General features: G+C 44.2%; 18 protein-coding genes. 4 read left to right on the plus strand and 14 right to left on the minus strand.

All coding sequences use genetic code 11. The annotated features are described in order from the left end of the window. The first annotated feature begins 282 nt into the window (after nt 1-282). Together helD and ACH0BF_RS04225 are read left to right on the plus strand one after the other, a co-directional pair. Nucleotides 283-2616 carry an RNA polymerase recycling motor HelD gene (helD, locus tag ACH0BF_RS04220; RefSeq protein WP_340852122.1) on the plus strand — a complete coding sequence of 778 codons (2334 nt, stop codon included), beginning with the start codon at nt 283-285 and terminating at the stop codon, nt 2614-2616. A gap of 18 nt (nt 2617-2634) precedes the next feature. After that, the gene (locus ACH0BF_RS04225; RefSeq protein WP_340852120.1) at nt 2635-3255 is read left to right on the plus strand and encodes a metallophosphoesterase family protein; all 621 of its coding nucleotides are present in this window, start codon (nt 2635-2637) and stop codon (nt 3253-3255) included. A 200-nt stretch (nt 3256-3455) separates the two neighbouring features. On the opposite strand, the gene ACH0BF_RS04230 is transcribed toward ACH0BF_RS04225, so the two are convergent. Next, complete coding sequence (locus tag ACH0BF_RS04230) at nt 3456-4862, minus strand: purine-cytosine permease family protein (RefSeq protein WP_120035083.1); 1407 nt, start codon at nt 4860-4862, stop codon at nt 3456-3458. A 343-nt stretch (nt 4863-5205) separates the two neighbouring features. On the opposite strand from ACH0BF_RS04230, the gene speE reads away from it, so the two are divergent. After that, entirely contained in the window at nt 5206-6066 is an 861-nt protein-coding gene (gene speE, locus ACH0BF_RS04235; RefSeq protein WP_406908914.1) for a polyamine aminopropyltransferase, read from the plus strand. Between the two features lie 74 nt (nt 6067-6140). Then, on the plus strand, nt 6141-6698 hold the full coding sequence (locus ACH0BF_RS04240; RefSeq protein WP_406908915.1) for an O-acetyl-ADP-ribose deacetylase: 558 nt from the start codon (nt 6141-6143) through the stop codon (nt 6696-6698). 39 nt (nt 6699-6737) lie between these two features. Here ACH0BF_RS04240 and ACH0BF_RS04245 read toward each other — a convergent pair whose 3' ends face one another. The 13 genes from ACH0BF_RS04245 to ACH0BF_RS04305 all read right to left on the minus strand — a co-directional run bounded on the left by ACH0BF_RS04245 (nt 6738) and on the right by ACH0BF_RS04305 (nt 18144). After that, the gene (locus ACH0BF_RS04245) at nt 6738-7535 is read right to left on the minus strand and encodes a YwqG family protein (protein WP_406908917.1); all 798 of its coding nucleotides are present in this window, start codon (nt 7533-7535) and stop codon (nt 6738-6740) included. Between the two features lie 84 nt (nt 7536-7619). Continuing rightward, nucleotides 7620-8396 carry a sulfite exporter TauE/SafE family protein gene (locus ACH0BF_RS04250; protein ID WP_406908918.1) on the minus strand — a complete coding sequence of 259 codons (777 nt, stop codon included), beginning with the start codon at nt 8394-8396 and terminating at the stop codon, nt 7620-7622. Nucleotides 8397-8413: 17 nt separating this feature from the next. Then, entirely contained in the window at nt 8414-8512 is a 99-nt protein-coding gene (cydS, locus tag ACH0BF_RS04255) for a cytochrome bd oxidase small subunit CydS family protein (RefSeq protein WP_406908919.1), read from the minus strand. Between the two features lie 13 nt (nt 8513-8525). Next, nucleotides 8526-9539, minus strand: a complete 1014-nt coding sequence (locus tag ACH0BF_RS04260) for a cytochrome d ubiquinol oxidase subunit II (RefSeq protein ID WP_406908921.1) — start codon at nt 9537-9539, stop codon at nt 8526-8528. Then, nucleotides 9529-10866: a cytochrome ubiquinol oxidase subunit I gene (locus ACH0BF_RS04265; protein ID WP_406908922.1), complete on the minus strand. Its 1338-nt coding sequence runs from the start codon at nt 10864-10866 to the stop codon at nt 9529-9531. The genes ACH0BF_RS04260 and ACH0BF_RS04265 overlap by 11 nt, the downstream gene beginning before the upstream one ends. A 296-nt stretch (nt 10867-11162) precedes the next feature. Next, nucleotides 11163-11798: a response regulator gene (locus ACH0BF_RS04270; RefSeq protein ID WP_406908924.1), complete on the minus strand. Its 636-nt coding sequence runs from the start codon at nt 11796-11798 to the stop codon at nt 11163-11165. After that, a complete protein-coding gene (locus ACH0BF_RS04275; RefSeq protein ID WP_406908925.1) occupies nt 11779-12831 on the minus strand; it encodes a PAS domain-containing sensor histidine kinase in 1053 nt (350 codons plus the stop codon). Before ACH0BF_RS04275 ends, ACH0BF_RS04270 begins: the two co-directional genes overlap by 20 nt. Before the next feature lie 190 nt (nt 12832-13021). Continuing rightward, entirely contained in the window at nt 13022-14431 is a 1410-nt protein-coding gene (locus ACH0BF_RS04280) for a rhodanese-like domain-containing protein (protein WP_406908926.1), read from the minus strand. Nucleotides 14432-14458: 27 nt separating this feature from the next. After that, nucleotides 14459-15010, minus strand: coding sequence for a helical membrane plugin domain-containing protein (locus ACH0BF_RS04285; protein ID WP_406908927.1), 552 nt, complete (start codon nt 15008-15010; stop codon nt 14459-14461). A gap of 23 nt (nt 15011-15033) precedes the next feature. Then, nucleotides 15034-16227: an NAD(P)/FAD-dependent oxidoreductase gene (locus tag ACH0BF_RS04290; RefSeq protein WP_406908928.1), complete on the minus strand. Its 1194-nt coding sequence runs from the start codon at nt 16225-16227 to the stop codon at nt 15034-15036. A 283-nt stretch (nt 16228-16510) separates the two neighbouring features. Then, nucleotides 16511-17452 carry a malate dehydrogenase gene (gene mdh / locus ACH0BF_RS04295; RefSeq protein WP_340852104.1) on the minus strand — a complete coding sequence of 314 codons (942 nt, stop codon included), beginning with the start codon at nt 17450-17452 and terminating at the stop codon, nt 16511-16513. Between the two features lie 20 nt (nt 17453-17472). After that, complete coding sequence (locus ACH0BF_RS04300; protein ID WP_406908930.1) at nt 17473-17856, minus strand: BMC domain-containing protein; 384 nt, start codon at nt 17854-17856, stop codon at nt 17473-17475. Nucleotides 17857-17871: 15 nt separating this feature from the next. After that, complete coding sequence (locus tag ACH0BF_RS04305) at nt 17872-18144, minus strand: EutN/CcmL family microcompartment protein (protein ID WP_120035108.1); 273 nt, start codon at nt 18142-18144, stop codon at nt 17872-17874. Between the last annotated feature and the right edge of the window lie 30 nt (nt 18145-18174).

Here is an 18174-nt window from a genome sequence, read left to right on the forward strand (position 1 = left end):
GCACAGCCACTTTCCCGTCGCTGCCTTAAATGGCATAAAATAAGGGTTCAGCCTCCCTAGTCGCATGAAAACGATAGAAGACTAAACCCTTAATATCTCATATGCATGAATCGACAAGCATAGAAATCCATTCTAATACATTGAAAAAAATACGATCCTATGGTAAATTTATATAGATAAACATTGTATTATTAATTTAAGTATATTATCCCTATTTTAATTATATAATACAATCTGTTTGTTAGTCAACACTTATATTTATTTTTTTAAGGGGTGTTTGCTGTGAATTCAGAATTTCAGCAGGAGCAAAAACGAGTAGACAGTGTGATAGAAACGATTACGGAGCAAATCAGCAGATTGGAGAAAGAAACCTCCCGATACCGGAACGAAGTGGTTCAGATCCGCAAACACTTTTGGGATGAAGTCAAGGTGAATGTTGATACCTTCGACGATTTCCTCGAAACCATCATCGGCTTGAGGCAAGAAGCTCAAGCTCTGTCCGTAAGTCAAAGCACCCACAGACATGCATCGAAACGATTGTCTGCGCTACGACGTATGCAGGAGGTTCCCTACTTCGGCCGAATTGACTTTACGGAAGCTGGCACTTCCACTCCGGAACAAATTTATATTGGCATCTCCACCCTTACGGATGAAAGCGGTGATCATTTCCTGATCTACGACTGGAGAGCGCCGGTTTCGAGTGTCTACTACGATTGCCAGCCTGGCCCCGCTGAGTATGTGACACCGGGAGGCGTAATCGAAGGCAAACTGGAGAAAAAGTGGCAATATCTTATTCGCAGCGGCGTTCTCCATTCTATGTTCGATACCAGTCTCACCATTGGAGACGAGATTTTACAACAGGTGCTAGGTAAAGGTACTGACAAACATATGCACAATATAGTAGCGACGATTCAGCAGGAGCAAAACCGGATTATTCGTCATGATCGCGGAAGACTGCTCATTGTCCATGGAGCAGCTGGCAGTGGCAAAACATCAGCCGCCCTGCAAAGGATCGCTTATTTGCTCTACAAATATCGAGATAGCCTGAACGCTGATCAAATTATTTTATTTTCGCCTAATTCAATGTTTAACAGTTACGTGTCCAATGTGCTGCCAGAGCTCGGCGAAGAGAATATGCAGCAGGTCACATTCCAAGAATATTTGGACCATCGGCTAAGTAAACAGTTCCAAATTGAACATCCTTACGAGCAATTGGAATATGTGTTAACGGCAGAGAATACTCCTGCGCACAAGTCAAGGGTTGCGAGCATCCGCTTCAAAGCATCCACCGCTTTCTTCGAGGCGATCCACTCCTACAGGAAATCACTAGAGTTATCTGGAATGTTATTTAAAAGAATTAGCTTCAGAGGAAAGACCATTGTTACCGCTCAACAAATTGCCGACAGGTTTTATAGGAGCGACACCTCACTCCGCTTTCATAACAGACTGGAACAGTTGAAGGATTGGTTAATACAGCAAATAGATGAGGCCGAAAAAGCCGAACGGACGAAACCATGGGTACAAGAAGAAATCGAGCTGCTTAGCAACGAAGATTATCATAAGGCTTATACGTACTTAGCAAAAAAACGAGGCTTTAAAGAGGAAGCAATAGCCGATTATGATATGGAGCCTAAAGCACTCGCCCAGTTAATTGTTCGGCAGAAGTTTAAGCCTTTACGGAAACAAATTCGAGCCTTTCGTTTCATCGATATCAAGAGAATATACAAGCAGCTTTTTACCGATCCTCTGCGGATCAAACAGTGGCTGGAGGAAACACCCTTAGAGTGGATGGATATTTGCCGGTTGACGATGGACGCGCTGGACGAAGACAAACTATTATATGAAGATGCTACTCCATTCTTACTGATGAAAGAACTCATACTAGGCTTTCAGACGAATAGCTCCATCAAGCACATCATCGTTGACGAAGCGCAGGATTATTCTCCGTTTCAATTCGAGTTTCTAAAACGTTTGTTTCCTTTTGCAAGAATGACTGTGCTAGGTGACTTTAATCAGGCAATATTCGCTCATGCCAGCGAGATGGTTGATTTTCAAACGCTTGCCGGTTTATACGGATCGGCAGAAACAGAAGTGATCAACTTGACACGCAGCTATCGTTCCACAAAACCGATTATTGAATTTACACGAAAACTTATACCTAGCGGCGACCGGATTATCCCTTTCGAACGGGGCGGCGAGCTGCCTGTACTAACACCATTGTCTGATCACGCAGACCTGCACCGCTGCATCGCCTCCAAAGTCGCAGATTGGCGAAAGCTAGGCTATCACAGCATTGCCATTATCTGCAAATCAGCTGAGGAAAGTAATCATGCCTATGAAGCCTTGTCCAGCATCGAGGACATTAAGCTCTTGAAAAACGGCTCGATGGAATATGAACAAGGGGTGGTTGTCATACCTTCGTACTTGTCCAAAGGCATCGAATTTGACGCTGTCATCATTTATGATGCATCGAAGCAAGTATACGGCGATGAAAGCCTGCGCAGAGTTTTCTATACTGCTTGTACTAGGGCGATGCATGATTTACAGCTTTACAGCGTAGGTGAACCAAGCCCATTTTTACAAAACGCTTTGCAGGAAAATCTCATCCAAACTTGAGTTCATTGGTTTTTTACGATGAATAAGCAATCAAATGAACCGGCCGGCAATATGCCAGTTTTTCATCGCGACTTCCATACTGCCGGCTTTTTTATATGGAAAAAACAACATTATTCACTGGCTAAATACAGAATGGAGATGAAGACTTTGATAAAGATAGCTGTTTTATCGGATACGCATCTGCCGAAAAAGGGAAAACAACTTCCCGAAATAGTCATGGAGGGAATACAGGATGCCGATCTGATTCTTCATGCAGGAGATTGGACGAGCCTTGATGTATATGAGCAGCTACGGGAAATAGCCCCTGTTATTGGTGTCTTCGGGAATGTCGATCCGCCCGAGGTAAAAGATGTTTTTGAGGAAAAAAGAATCATCGAAGCTGGAAGGTTTCGTATCGGTATCACCCACGGCCATATCGGGAAAAAGAAAAAGACACCCGAACGCGCATGGGAGGCTTTCCAACAGGAAGAATTGGACGCCATTGTGTTCGGACACTCCCATATCCCTTACTCGCAAATGAACGATGACACGCTTTTGTTTAATCCCGGTTCCCCCACCGACAAGCGGTTTCAGCCCAGATTCTCTTATGGCATCATTGAAATAGGAGAAGCATTAGAAGCAAAGCATATCTATTTTTAAGAACAAAGGGACGGAGTCTGGGAATTTCCAAAAGTAGTTACTGTATACAGTCTGGATAAACAAGCCATCATTCTTGATAAATACTTCTTGATTCCAGATAAATAGCACTTCTTCCTAAATCTCCCCTCCAGTCTAGATAAATAGTACTTCACTCTTGATAAACACAAAAAGAGAGCAGGCCTAGCGCCTGCTCTTAACAGTTATGCGATATATTCATCTGCCTCTATGTCGTCAGCAGCTTTTTTGCTATAGTATTTGCCTTTTGTCACAATGGCGAGGACAATTGTCAGGACAAAGGCGATCACAGCCGCGAAGAAGGCAGCAACATTCTGCAAGAAGATTCCCATATATCCGAAGGCAGCTAAGGAGCCGATCACGCTAGCCACGATTAGAGAAACGACTCCAACCGGATTCCAGGCATACAAGTATTCCTGTCGATGTTCAAAATACCTCGGTCCGATTTTGAGTACCCTCTTCACAACGAAAGCATCGCATAAAAGCACAGCCGCCCAGGCAAGCAGGAAAACCCCCTGGAAAGTGAGCAAGCTTCCTAAATGATCCAACACACCGCCAAGCATTAAAACAATCGCTGCAATTGAAGTGAAAACCACCCAGAAATTCCGGCCCGGCTTAAATTTAAATACGTTCTCAAAAAAGTTAGCTAATGAAAGCGAACTGCTGTATAAGTTTGTAATGTTGATTCGGAGCTGTGTCAAGATCGTGAAGAGCGCCCCTCCAATGCCAAGAATTTGCACAAAGTAAACGCCCGGATTTTCTTCTCCCATCTGAACACCAAACCAAATCCCGATGACTCCCATAATAAAAAAGCAGACGAGCTGCGGTAAAAATCCTACAGCGAATACCCCAATTTTAAATTCTTCTTTTTTAATGAACCGCGCATAGTCTGACACGAGCAAAGCCATGATCCCCACGAGGCCATTCATAATCCCGATACAAGCAAGCAAAGAGGCTCCTCCGACTTCTCCTCCCTCCGGCAGAAACGTCCATATGCTTCCTGTGAAGGTAGATTTGTTTAGTACGATGAAAAAGCCTGCACCAAGCAAAAGAATGAAGAGAGGCAATGACCACTTTTGCAGCTTATCAAGTTGCTTAATCCCAAACCAGTTTAATGGAATAACAATCAAACCAAAAAAGATCATTAATCCCCATATAGGCACAAAGGAAATATATTCGTGGACAGCCGAAGCCATAATTGACCCTTCGATCGCACAGTACATAATAAAATTGAGTGCATAAATCAATGAAGTGATCGAAGCGCCAAAATAGCCAAATCCACCGCCTCTTGCCATTAAATTTACGTTTAACCCTGACTTCGCGGCATAAAAACAAATCCCTATTCCGACTCCCCCTGCTACGATTGTTGCATAAATCTCTGCCAGCAAGGCGTTCACTGCCCCAAATGAAATAGCCATTAAACTGCCCATTTGGATAAATAGCATAGCCGTTGCCACGCCTAGCGTGACATTTGTAATACTTGCCCAGCCCATCGTCCGGCCTTCTACAGGCACTTTTTCCAGTGAGAAGTCATCTTTTTTCTCTTCTCTGCTGATTTCTCCCTGCTCCGCTGGCTGTAATCTTTCTACCATCTCATCATCCCCCTACAAGCTTATTTGCATTTCTTCCTCATTTAAGAGTTAATTTCTATAAGCAAGTAACAAGCCAATTTATTGAATTTTCAAAATATATGTCAAATTATTTTTGATCCTTTCTTTGTACCTATTAAATAGCTCTTTTCTCTTGTTTTACATTTACAAAAATAGCAAGAACCGTTTCGTTTTCTTTCAAAATTGCAATCTCACTTTCAGTTTTGATGATTTTTCATGATGATAGAAGCCTATAATTTTTAAAACTAGGAAAAAGAATAGACATTGGACAAGGGATTGTATAAGATGGGCGGTAGAAACGAAAAAGTACTAGGAGGTTACCGTTATGAAGGAGGAAAAAGTTAACCAATACATAAAAAATATCGAGGGGGAAATGTGGCTTGTGGAAGATGATCGGGATAACTTAAAAGTAAGCTACCGTATCAAAGAGATCATTTTCACAGCGCAGTCTCCTTTCCAGCATATTATGGTTCTTGATACCTATGATTTTGGAAAAATGCTCGTGCTGGACGGAGTTGTACAATCAACTGAGAAAGATGGATACATTTATAATGAAATGATCACCCATGTTCCGCTCCATATCCATCCCGAACCGAAAAAAGTGTTAATTATTGGTGGCGGCGACTGCGGCGCAGCCAGAGAAATTATTAAGTATACAAGTGTTAAAGAGCTTTATTTCTGTGAAATTGATGAACTCGTTGTCAAAGCGAGCAAAGAGCACCTAAAAGGCGTTTCTGCCGGACTTGAAGACGATCGTGTCCATTATATTTTTGCAGATGGCATTCAATACATGAAAGAACACACAAACGAATTTGATGTGATCATTGTTGATTCATCTGATCCAGTCGGACCCGCAACTGAATTATTCGAATTCGGTTTTTATAAAAACGTCTTCGATGCATTGAAAGAAGACGGTTTGATGGTTTGCCAGAGTGAATCACCGATTTTCTATAAAGAAACAATGCAAAATACTTATCAATCTTTAAATCAGTTATTTCCTATTGTAAAACCATATACAGCTGTCGTTCCAACTTATCCCGGCGGCCTTTGGAGCTTTACTCTTGCCTCCAAAAAACATCAATCCTTTACTCAGCCAGACTATGAAGAAACGACGAAATATTTCAACAAGGGTATCTTAGAAGCAAGCTTTGCCCTGCCTCAATTCATGTTGAATGATAAAAAGTAATCAAACCGGGTACCGTTAAAATTAACGGTACCCGCTCTTTATTTCATGACAAAACTAATTAAGGGAGTGACACAATGGAAGTGAAGGTTAACGGCAATTCTCTGAAACTGGTGACAGGAGACATTACAAAACAAACGACAGAGGCTATCGTCAATGCGGCGAATGGAGCATTGCTCGGAGGCGGCGGTGTGGATGGAGCCATTCACCGTGCCGCTGGCAAAGAATTGCTTGAGGAATGCAGAAAAATTCGAGAAGAAGCATTAAAAGGAGCGTACTTACCGACAGGAGAAGCAGTTATTACAAACGGATATAACCTTCCCGCGCGCTATGTGATTCACACAGTTGGACCGATCTGGCACGAAAATACGCAGAATGAAGAAGCGCTGCTGTCAAACTGCTATCAAAACGCCTTACAGCTTGCTATGGAAAAGGAAATAACGAGCATTTCTTTTCCCTCTATCTCTACAGGCGTCTATCGGTTTCCTATTAGGCTGGCTTCAGCAACGGCTCTCCAAACGATCGTTCATTTTTTGCAAAATTATTCGTTTGGTGAGGTTGTAATGACGCTCTTCTCTCCTCAGGATTATCATGTGTACGAATCCGCACTTCAACCATTGATTGAGAAACATTAAAAAGAGATGAGGGGCTATTTAGCCTCTCATCTCCTTCAGTTAATAACAATCCCAGTTGTAGAGAACATTTGTGAAGTTAAGGTTCCGCAAATCTTCTTTTGTGATAAAAAAGTTTCCGACTCCACTGTCTCCCCACATGATATCAAGGTCCGTATCTGTATCCACCTGAAGCAGCAGCACATTGTGATTCCGATACTTTTCCCTGTAACTGCGCGGGTCTTCCTGAGTAAAAAAAGGATAGCCGCCGATTTTCGATCCTGTGGCTCCAAAGGCCTCTGCATAGATTTCACCCAATTCCGTGCCGCTGCTCATTTCCTCTAAATCAATGGAAAGTTGCTCCATGCGGTAATCACCTTCAGATATAGGCTCCTCATCTAATTCAAATGATAATTTAATTTCATGTGTCACCGGAAAGAATTCTTCTTCTCCGGGCTTTATGTAGTTAAAATCAGTTGTAAGCTTTGACCGATCATCCGTAACATCCGCATGGTAAAGAATTCGAAAATCCTTCTGGCTTGTTCCGTCCTCGAAATCCATTCCTAACAAATCATCCTCTGGCGCAATGTAAAATTGCAAGATGCCCTTCTTTGGAAAGTCCTTCATTGGCGGTACTTCGGCAAAGTTAATTTGAGCCAGCAGCTGGAGATAGACCCCGTTCTCATCTTTCGGATGCTCCATATTTTTAGGCAAATACGGATGACCGCCAAACTTACTATCAAGCAAACCCGTGCTCGTACGGAGGCCTGCAATCTTTACTACCGGCTCCACCGTCTGCTCCAGCTCTTCTCGATACGGTTCCAATTCTTTCGGCAAATTAAGGCTACGATCAGCAGACATAGAAAACACCCCTTCCCTGAATCACCAAATAGAAACATACGTTCCTATTTTATACTTGGAATTTTCCGATTGCAAGGAAAAGTTTTACAAAATATCGAGCCAAATTTTAATAGCTGTCGCGGCAATCAGGATCGCCAGCAGCCATTGTAAAGTTTTCGTATTCATTTTTTGGCCGGCTTTAGCGCCAAGCGGTGAGGCAATCACACTAGCAATAATCATAATAATGGCCGGCACGAACAGCACCTGGCCGGTCATGAGCTTTCCAGCCGTTGAGCCGATGGATGAAATAAAGGTGATAGCTAAAGAGCTAGCAATCGTCATCCGAGTCGGAATTCTCAAGATGACAAGCATAATCGGCACTAACAAAAATGCTCCGGCCGCTCCGACAATCCCCGCTCCAATGCCGACGACAAAAGCAAGACCGGCGGCGAGCCAGCCGTTAAACGTCACTTCACTCATCGGCCGGTCGTCCAGGTTCTTTTTCGGCACGAACATCATGATAGCAGCGAGTGCAGCCAACACGCCGTAAACGACATTGATGACTTCCTCTGACAATCTCTCAGAGCCAAAACCGCCGACAAAGCTTCCGAGCAGGACAGCCCCCCCCATGTATATAATCAACTTTTTATTTAAATACTCATTCTTTCGGTACGCCCAAACACCGGCAATGGTCGCAAAAAACACTTGCACCGCACTAATCCCCGACACTTCATGAGCGGTAAAAGCAGCAAATCCAAGAAGCGGCGGAATATACAGCAGCATCGGGTATTTAATAATCGAGCCACCAATTCCGACCATTCCCGAAATGAACGACCCGATAAAACCGATGAGAAAAATAACAAGCCAATAAGAAAGATCCATTTCTACCACTCCCATATTCAATCAAGTTTTTTCTGTTTCGCCCCCCAGACAAAAACGCTCACCAAGGAAGCGATCACTATAAGAACAGGAGTATACATAATCAAAAAATGATGCATGGGTCCATCCCTCCTATTCCATTCCTTTTACATATTGGCGGTTAAATAAAAACAGTCTCAGCAGCAGGTACAGCGCCGGAATTAAAAGCAGCAGTCCGGCAATAAACGCCACAACTAAATAAATCGCCATCGTTTTGTTCGTAAACCCATCGTAGATTGTCAGCACCGGGTACAGCAGATAAGGATAATGAGAGATCCCGTATGCCAGAAAAGCGGTGAAATACTGGAGCATGACCGCTAAAAAAGCAGTGCCGTATGCCTTTCGTTTGTAAAATAAAGCAAGCGCGGTAACGAAAAAGCCGAGCGAAGCAACGAACATCCAGGAAAAATCGACCATCCGGGCGAAGTGCTCAGAGTTATGTGAACGAAGAGCATAGAAGACGATAATCGCCGCGATGACCGAAGGAGCACTCCAGCCGAGCGTGTAGCGGCGGACAAGCTGTTCAGCCTTGTAATCCTCTGCCTTCCGTGCATAATATGTTAAAAAAGCAGCCGATATAAATAGCACACTTACAAGAGAAATCAACACAACGCTCCATGAGTATGAACTCGTTAACAGCTCTGTCATTTTCAAGTGAACACCGCTGTCCGTAATGTCCAAGAATCCCCCCTCGGAAATGGTTAACACTGTCGTCAGCGAAGCTGGGATTAATACACCGGTGATTCCGTATATAAAACTATAAAGCTTATTTTCTTTTGACCCGTACGTACCGAAGGCATAGTAGGAGCCGCGGATCGCCAGCAATATAATTGAAACGCTCGCTGGCACTAACAGGGCGGAACCAAAGTAATAGGCCGTCTTCGGAAAAAAGCCGACGATGCCCACAAAGAAGAAAACGAGAAACACATTCGTCACTTCCCATACCGGGGAAAGATAGCGCTGAATCATTTTGTGAAGAACATGCTTCTGTCCCGTCCAATCACTGTACAGACTAAAGAAACCAGCTCCAAAATCAACAGAAGCGACGATAACATAACCGAACAAAAAGAGCCACAACACACTGATACCTAACAACTCAAGAGACATGTAAATTCCCCCTTGCCTCTAGTTCCTCCTCTGCAGGATTGTTCTTAAACATGTTGCGCAGGACCACGACTGCCCCTACACCTAGAAGAACATATAAAGCACCGAATGCCATAATCATTGTATCCACATGAGGAGAAGACGTAGCCGCTTCCACTGTTTTCAAATAGCCACGTAAGATCCATGGCTGACGGCCCACTTCAGCGAAAATCCAGCCGACCTCAATGGCGATCAATGAAAGCGGAGCAGACAGTACAACCGCTCTCAGCAGCCATTTATTATACATCTTCTTTGGCTTCCATTTTGACAACACAACATAAGTGAAAGAAATCAAGAGCAACACCATGCCTAATGTGACCATAACATCGAACAAGTAATGAATATACAACGGCGGACGTTCATCTTCTGGAAACTCATTAAGCCCGACCACCTCCGTGCTTGGCAAGCTCCCTGCTAAAATGCTTAAAGCCCATGGAATTTTGACCGCACCGCTCACCTTTTGTTCTTCATCCAATTTCCCGAACAAAATTAGTGGGGCTTCTCCTTCCGTTTCAAAGTGCCACTCTGCGGCAGCAAGTTTCTCCGGCTGGTATTCTGCCAAGAACTTTCCGGATAAATCGCCGACAAGCGCCGTAGCGATTGAAAAAACTAATGCAGGAATTAATGTGATCCGCAACGCTTTTTTATAATAGCTATGCTTTCTGCCGCGAAGCAGATGATAAGCGGCAAGCGCCGCTAATATAAAGGCGGACGTCATGTATGCCGATACGAGCACATGCCCTACTTTCGTTGGGACGGCCGGATTAAACATTGCTTTAAGCGGTTTAACGTTCACAAACACTCCGTTGACAAGATCAAACCCTTGCGGTGTGTTCATAAACGCATTTACAGCTGTAATGAAAAAAGCGGACATGGAAGAGCCGATTACAACCGGAACAAGCAGCAGCAAATGAAGTTTCGGATTCTTGAACCGGTCCCATGTGTATAAGTAAATCCCTAAAAAGATCGCTTCAAAGAAAAAGGCGAACGTTTCCATAAAAAGCGGCAGCGCGATTAACTGTCCCGCTTGTTCCATAAAGGAAGGCCAGAGCAGACTGAGCTGCAGCCCAATCGCTGTCCCGGTTACAACTCCGACCGCAACGGTAATCGTAAATCCCCGTGTCCAGCGGCGGGCGAGCAATAAGTAGTGAGCATCATTATGCTTCAATCCCATCCACTGGGCGAGCGCGATCATCACCGGCACGCCGACACCGATCGTAGCGAACAAAATATGAAAAGCGAGTGTCATCTCGGTTAATATACGACTATATAAAACAGCATCATATGACATATTTCCCCCTCCTAGATCATCATCAAGCTGAGTATACTACCAAGAGCCACCATCATCGCTGTCCAGAAATAAGCTGTTTCTCTTTTTTTCATCGTATCTCTTCCTTTCTACTGTGATTGATAAGAAATCACCTTTCCCTTTCAGTATAGAAAGAAAGCGAGCACCGAGACATAGGGGCATCCCCCTATTCCTCTCGCGTTTTTGGCTACTTTATGAAGGTTTGGAGCGAAAGCATAAAAAGAGGATGTTCCTATGTTGCTTTGGAACACCCTCTTGAACACGATAGCCAGCGTTCTTTAATGAATATCGGAAAAATAGTTTTTAATGCCATATTGAATCATTTCATGTTTTTGCTTCAAATCCAGCTTGTTCATAATATTCGCTTTATGATTTTCGACGGTTTTTGCGCTAATATGCAGCTTTTCAGCGATTTCTTTATTCGTATAACCGAGCACCGTCAGCCGCAAAACCTCCTGCTCTCTTAGGGTTAACGGGGAAGACGGCTTTTCTTTTTCTTTCATCATCTTGTCAATTTGCTCTTCGCTTAAGTCGGTTCGGTAATAACGGTGCCCTTGATGCACATTATAAATTGCTTCATACAAATCACTCCCTTGGCTTTTCTTTAAAATATAGCCATGGGCTCCCGACTGGATCGCCTTGCGAATATACGCCTCTTCATCGTGCATCGTTAACAGCACGACTTTCATAGTTGGCTGCTGATGAAGAAGCTGTTTCGTTGTTGTAAACCCATCCAGTCCATTCGGCATGGAAATGTCCATCAAGACGACATCCGGCTCTTTCTGCATCGCCAGGACGAGCGCTTCGTGACCGTCTCCTGCATCAGCCACCACTTCAATATCCGCATAGCTTTCTAACAGTAAAATGATCCCTTTCCGGATTAAATCATGATCATCAACTACCATGACTTTCATCGATCTCTTCCCCGCTTTCATCTAACATCATTTTCGCTAAAATGGTTGTTCCTTTACCCGGTGCGGATTCAATATGAAAATGTCCGTTCAGCTGCTCGATCCGCTCACGCATATGTTCTAGCCCGAGCCCGCCTTTGGCCTGTTCTAGATCAAAGCCCTTCCCATCATCATGGACTTCTACAATCAATCGCCCTTGATCTTCTACGAGCAATAAATAGACTTTTTTCGCTTCTGCATACTTCACGACATTATGAAGACCCTCTTGTATAACTCGGTAGACATTGATCTCCACTGCCGAGGGCAACCGGCCGCTAATATTGGTCTTCAGTTCAATCGATAAAGAAGAAGTGGATTGAATTGTATGGATTAACGTTTCCAACGCGGAAACGAGTCCCAGCCCGTCCAAGCTCGTCGGCCGAAGCTGGTGGGAATACGCTTTAATGTCTGACATCGCGCGCTGGAGCTCTGCCCGCACCTCATTAACATAATCATGAAGCCGCTCATCAGCCTGAATGGTCGATTCAATCGCCTGCAATGCAACAGAGATAGTGTAGAGCGACTGACTGACGCCATCATGAAGCTCATGAGCCAGCCGCTTATGCTCCCGCTCCTGCACCTCGATCAAACGCTTAATCATCATTTTCGACAGCCGGACTTCCTCTTCCTTTTGCCGCAAGGTCTGATCGCGCAATACGAGCAAATACTCTTTTTCCTGGTGGTCCTGATCCTGGTAAATCAAAGCCGTGCTCATCTCGACGTCAAGCTTTTTTCCGTGGTAAACAGGCATTTGCGATAAAAAATATGGCACTTCATTGCGTGCAATTAAATAACAGCGGTTTTCGCCGGCTTCAGCCTTTCGTTCCTTACAATAAGAGCAAAAAGGAACATGCTCGCCGACCGCCCAGCCAGTGAGCCGACCGGCTGCAGGGTTCATCAGCAAGATTTCACGGTTTTGATCCATAACGATAATGCCGTCTTGAATATGTTCAAATATTTGATTCAAGTATTTTGGGTCTACCGGATACTGTTCCATTGGCCTGATCCTTTCATTTTTCTTTTCCACTATTGTAAGCGAAAAACCGCCGGTGATTCACGTCTGCCGGCGGTTTCGTTTATTCTTTTATGTCGGTCCTCCCAAGGAGAAGATTGATTTCCGCTTCTTGATCAACGATATGCTTTCTTAAAACTGATTGAACAAGCAACTGTCTTGTAGGAAAGAACCGTTATTTTACGAGCTGTGGCACGTCTTTCTTCCAGCGTGAAAAGCCCCCTAAAAGGTTTTTTACCTCTTTGAATCCCTTCGCCTGTAAAATGCTCGCCGCAATCGCAGACCGCACACCTGAACCGCATTGAATAAGAAGCGGCTGATCTTGCGGCACTTCCTCTAAGCGGTCCGGCAGTGTGCCGAGCATCATGTGAACGGCTCCCGGAATATGTCCGGCGTCCCATTCTGATTGATTCCGGACATCCAGTACAGCCACTTCTCCTTTTTCTACTGCTTCCTGCATTTCCACAGGCTCTACGTTCATATAACTTTCTAATTTAGAAGCTTGAGCTAAAGCAGTTTTCACATTCATATAGCCTTCTATACGGTCGATCCCAATGGAGCGAAGCCCTATTAATATCTCAGAAAGTTGACCTTCCTCAATCAACAGATAAAGCGGGGCTTCATAGTTCACGAGCCAGCCAGCCCAGTTTGTAAATGATTTATTAAACGGAATATTTACCGTTCCTGGAATATGTTCTTTAGCAAATTCAGCCGCTGAACGCGTATCAATAACCATATCTTGCTTAAGCCATTCATGAAGGGCAGAAGCATCCATCTCTTCAACAGGCACCGTCACATTCTTCAGCAAAGCCGGACCAACTTTGTTCACATGCTTCATGATAGCGAAATACTTAGGAGGCTCAGGCTGGCCATCGAGCAAAGCTTTCACAAAAGCCGCTTCATCGTTACATTTCATTGCCCAGTTAAACATCTTTTCATAGCCGACTGTCGAGGAGGGAATCGCCCCTAATGCTTTACCACACGCGCTTCCCGCTCCATGAGCCGGCCATACTTGTAAATAGTCAGGAAGCTGCTTAAAGCGTTGAATAGAGGTAAACATTTGCTTTGCCCCTTGATCTGCTGTTCCGCTGTACCCTGCTGCTTTTTCCAATAAGTCGGGGCGGCCCACATCACCGACAAACACAAAGTCGCCGGTAAAAATCCCCATTGGACGATCGGCACCGCCGCCGTGATCTGTCAGGATAAAAGAAATGCTTTCTGGTGTGTGCCCCGGTGTATGCATCACTTCCAATGTGATGTTTCCGACTTTGAACGTATCACCATCTTTCAACAGCTGATGATCAATCCTTTCAAGATTTTGGTATTTCCAATTTTCGTCCCCTTCATCGGATACATACATTTTTGCCCCAAACCGTTCGGCTATCTCACGAGAACCTGCCACAAAGTCCGCATGGATGTGTGTTTCTGCTGCAGCTGTCAGCTTCAGCCCTTCTTTGTTAGCCGTCTCGACATATTGTTCAATATTGCGGGATGCATCAATAACAAGTGATTCCCCTGTTTTTTGACAGCCGATTAAATACGAAGCATGAGCTAGCTTTTCATCATAAAAATAACGCAATAACATGTCCGTCACTCTCCCTGTTTTCTGCTTCTATTGAGTCTTTTTAGGCAATGTTTCAATCAGTGCTTGCACATAAGATAATACTCGCTGCACCGATGGATCTTTCATCCACTTTAATACGGTAAAGAGAGAAATATGCTGTGCATTCGCCTCTGCTTTTGCTTGTACTTCTTCCCATAGAGATTGACCTTTTTCCACTTTCTCACGAATCGGTTCTGTATATTCTTCCACACTATTTTGCAAATAAGCGATGGACTTTTCATCAGCTAATACATTTTCCACAAATTGAACAACTGTCTCCAGCTTTTCCATCAGTTCTAACAATAGAGGCAGTTTCTCCAGCAAACGAAGGGCAGCTTCCAGTGTGTTCATATCGATATTTATACCGTCAATCTTCTTTTTCACTTTTTCCATCGTATGTTCATCTTCCAGAACAGATTGTCCAAAGGTTAATAACTGGTCTGCCTGCTCTATCTTTGCTGTTAAATCAGGCAGTTTTTCAATCAGCTTTTGAAGAGAAGCCTGCACTTCCGGTTTGTTTAACTCATCGACCCAGTCCTGTTTTGAAATTGAAACCGTCATTTCTCTCCACTCCCTTCCCGCTGTTACATAATCCCTTTCAACATGCCATCCCAATATATAATGGGCAGCAAATCTTTTTTCATCATATACATACTGCGTCTTTCTTTCGCCTGATTGATCGGAAAAGATTCGCTCGGTATTTTTCCATATTTAAACTCCGCTAATACTAAGCTATTGTAGCCTGTTACAAGTGGACAAGAGCTATACCCATCATATGCTGCCTTCATCGGCTCTTCTTTTATGAGGGCAAGCATATTTTCCGCTACAACTGGAGCCTGCTTACGGATCGCTGCGCCGGTTTTGGACGTTGGCAGATCCGCACAATCGCCAAGGGCAAACACATTTTCATACTTATGGTGCTGAAGTGTATTTGGATGAACATCGACCCAGCCTGCTTCCCCTGCTAAAGAGCTTTCACGGATAAAGCCAGGCGCGCGCATGGGCGGAGTGACATGGAGCATGTCGTATTTCACTGTTGTTTGCTTTTTCGTATCTATATTTTCAAATACCGCTTCTTTTTGGGCTGACCGGATTTCAACTAAGTTTTCACGAAAGCGGGCATCAATTTTTTTGCGAGCCACCACTTTTTCTAATGTTTCACGGTATTTCTGAACATCAAAAATCGCCGGGTTGGCCGAACCAAAAATAACGTTTGTCTGTTCTCTCAGCCCCGTGCGGCTAAAATGATCTTCCGCCAAATACATAATTTTTTGCGGAGCTCCCCCGCATTTTACTGGTGTGGCCGGATGCGTAAACACAGCATTGCCGCCTTTAAATGTGCGGATCGCTTCCCACGTATAATCTGTATACTCATACGAATAGTTGCTGCAGACTCCGCCTTTGCCGAGGGCTTCTCTCAAGCCTTTCACGCCCTCCCAGTGGATTTCGATTCCAGCTGCTACAACTAAATAATCGTAAGAAAGAGACTCCCGATTCGCTAACTGAATCTTATTTTCTTCAGGAGTAAAAGAAGCAACGGCTTGTTGTATCCAAACGGCTCCTTCCGGAATAACCTCCTCCATGCTGCGTTCTGTATCTTCTTTCTTGGCTGCTCCCCCGCCAACTAACGTCCACAGCGGCTGATAATAATGCTTATCTGCTGGATCAATAATGGCTACATCGTTCGCAAGCGATTTCATTCCATTCAACAATCTAGCAGCGGTGCTAATGCCTGCTGAGCCCCCGCCAACGATGACAATACGATAGTGTTCACTCATCTTTATCTTCCTCCCAGTTAGAATAATGACAAGTACAAGCTCTGTCCCTGTGAGTAACTCTGTGCTTATATATTCATGATAGAAGATACTTATTCGTGATACTATAGGGGGTTCCCCCTATATTTAATAGGGCCAGCTTTTTCTGAAATAAAAAAACTCCTTTGTAGAAGTTGATTTGTTAATAACAAACAAATCTTCTACAAAGGAGTTTCCACTTTGACTATTAAACTGCAAGAGGGCCTTGATTTTCTGCTCTCCTCAACCATACTGCGAATAGTTTCTATCAATTTTCCAGAATAGCCATCACTTGTTTAACGGAATGAACCGATTTATCGAGAGCAGCTTTTTCTTCAGCGGTAAGCGGCAATTCAATGATGCTTTCAATGCCTTCTCCCCCGATAATCGTCGGCACACCCAGATATAAATCCCGGTAGCCGTATTCTCCCTCCAGATAAGCAATGGATGGAAGAATTCTTTTTTTATCACGGATGATCGCTTCCGCCATTGTCACAAGAGAAGCAGCCGGAGCATAGTACGCACTTCCGTTTCCAAGCAAGTTGACGATTTCGCCGCCGCCTTTTCTTGTTCTTTCCACAATGGCTTCCAGCCGATCACTCGGGATAATTTTTTCCAATGGAATGCCTCCCGCGTATGAATAACGGACGAGGGGAACCATATCATCTCCGTGTCCACCAAGGACAAATCCAGAAATGTCTTCCACAGAGATATTTAATTCTTCGGCAACAAATGTGTTGAATCTCGCTGTATCGAGTACTCCCGATTGACCAATCACCCTGTTTTTTGGAAAATTAGTTGTTTGGTAACAAACATATGTCATTGCATCGACTGGGTTACTTAACACGAGGATAAAGCTGTCCGGGGCATATTCCTTCACCTTTTGCGAGATGGAACGCATAATTTTAGCATTCGTCGAAACCAGGTCATCACGGCTCATACCTGGCTTTCTAGCAATGCCCGCCGTAATGATTACCATGTCTGCGCCTTGAATCTCCCTATAATCAGCTGTCCCTTTAATCTTCGCATTAAACTTTTGTACAGGGCCGGCTTCCAGCAAATCGAGCGCTTTTCCTTTTGTCGGATTGCTTTGTTCAGGTGTATCAACTAGAATAACGTCTCCCAACTCTTTTTGGGCGATCATTAAAGCAGTTGTTGCCCCGGTAAAGCCTGCACCGATCACCGCAATCTTTGGACGCTTAAATGCCATGGCATTTGCTCCTTTCTACCTTATTCTTCTTTTTTAGGGGCTGGTTCAGCTTTCTTCCGATTCGTACGATTAGAAGCAGGAGCCGGCTTAACAGCAGACTTTTCTTCTATTTCAGAAGCTTGATTTAGTTGCTTTCGTCGTTGAACCATCCCATATGTTTCTTCATCCATACGGGGGATGACATGGGCAGAAACCAACTCTCCAACACGTGCTGCTGCTTCTCTTCCAGCATCAACTGCTGCCTGGACAGCGCCTACGTCTCCTTCTACGAGAACGGTAACGAGGGCACCATCAATTTTTTCTTGATTGACTAATTCGACGTTTGCCGCTTTCAACATGGCGTCTGCCGCCTCAATTGAACCAACTAATCCGCGTGTCTCAATCATTCCAATAGCTTTTGGCATCCATCCCACTCCTTTCTACTGTTGTACAATCTCAGTGGAATCGACAATTCCAATAACGACAGCGTCAATCGGAAGAGGATTGTCCGGCATAATAAATCGGGCCGATCCTCCTTCTGTAATGATCACCTGATCACCTATGCCCGCTCCAATTCTATCAGCTGCAATAATTGGTGTATGGATAGATGAACCATCAGGATGGATAGGCTGGACAAACAATAGCTTTAATCCAGTAAGTCCATCTTCTTTTCTTGTCGCCCATACATTCCCAATAACAGTTCCCATTCTCATCTCCTCACCGCCTTACTTGTCGATCACCTG

Source organism: Pseudobacillus sp. 179-B 2D1 NHS, assembly GCF_045370945.1.
In the GTDB taxonomy this organism is placed as follows: Bacteria; Bacillota; Bacilli; order Bacillales; family Domibacillaceae; genus Pseudobacillus.

Coding starts and splice junctions, on each gene's coding strand:
- mdh (WP_340852104.1), bottom strand. CDS start 17,452: ATGGCATTTAAGCGTCCAAAGATTGCGGTGATCGGTGCAGGCTTTACC.
- ACH0BF_RS04245 (WP_406908917.1), bottom strand. CDS start 7,535: ATGTCTGCTGATCGTAGCCTTAATTTGCCGAAAGAATTGGAACCGTAT.
- ACH0BF_RS04225 (WP_340852120.1), top strand. CDS start 2,635: ATGAATAAGCAATCAAATGAACCGGCCGGCAATATGCCAGTTTTTCAT.
- ACH0BF_RS04285 (WP_406908927.1), bottom strand. CDS start 15,010: ATGACGGTTTCAATTTCAAAACAGGACTGGGTCGATGAGTTAAACAAA.
- ACH0BF_RS04300 (WP_406908930.1), bottom strand. CDS start 17,856: ATGCCAAAAGCTATTGGAATGATTGAGACACGCGGATTAGTTGGTTCA.
- ACH0BF_RS04230 (WP_120035083.1), bottom strand. CDS start 4,862: ATGGTAGAAAGATTACAGCCAGCGGAGCAGGGAGAAATCAGCAGAGAA.
- ACH0BF_RS04275 (WP_406908925.1), bottom strand. CDS start 12,831: ATGGAACAGTATCCGGTAGACCCAAAATACTTGAATCAAATATTTGAA.
- ACH0BF_RS04280 (WP_406908926.1), bottom strand. CDS start 14,431: ATGTTATTGCGTTATTTTTATGATGAAAAGCTAGCTCATGCTTCGTAT.
- ACH0BF_RS04270 (WP_406908924.1), bottom strand. CDS start 11,798: ATGAAAGTCATGGTAGTTGATGATCATGATTTAATCCGGAAAGGGATC.
- cydS (WP_406908919.1), bottom strand. CDS start 8,512: ATGCATCATTTTTTGATTATGTATACTCCTGTTCTTATAGTGATCGCT.
- ACH0BF_RS04290 (WP_406908928.1), bottom strand. CDS start 16,227: ATGAGTGAACACTATCGTATTGTCATCGTTGGCGGGGGCTCAGCAGGC.
- ACH0BF_RS04240 (WP_406908915.1), top strand. CDS start 6,141: ATGGAAGTGAAGGTTAACGGCAATTCTCTGAAACTGGTGACAGGAGAC.
- ACH0BF_RS04250 (WP_406908918.1), bottom strand. CDS start 8,396: ATGGATCTTTCTTATTGGCTTGTTATTTTTCTCATCGGTTTTATCGGG.
- speE (WP_406908914.1), top strand. CDS start 5,206: ATGAAGGAGGAAAAAGTTAACCAATACATAAAAAATATCGAGGGGGAA.
- ACH0BF_RS04265 (WP_406908922.1), bottom strand. CDS start 10,866: ATGTCATATGATGCTGTTTTATATAGTCGTATATTAACCGAGATGACA.
- ACH0BF_RS04260 (WP_406908921.1), bottom strand. CDS start 9,539: ATGTCTCTTGAGTTGTTAGGTATCAGTGTGTTGTGGCTCTTTTTGTTC.
- ACH0BF_RS04305 (WP_120035108.1), bottom strand. CDS start 18,144: ATGAGAATGGGAACTGTTATTGGGAATGTATGGGCGACAAGAAAAGAA.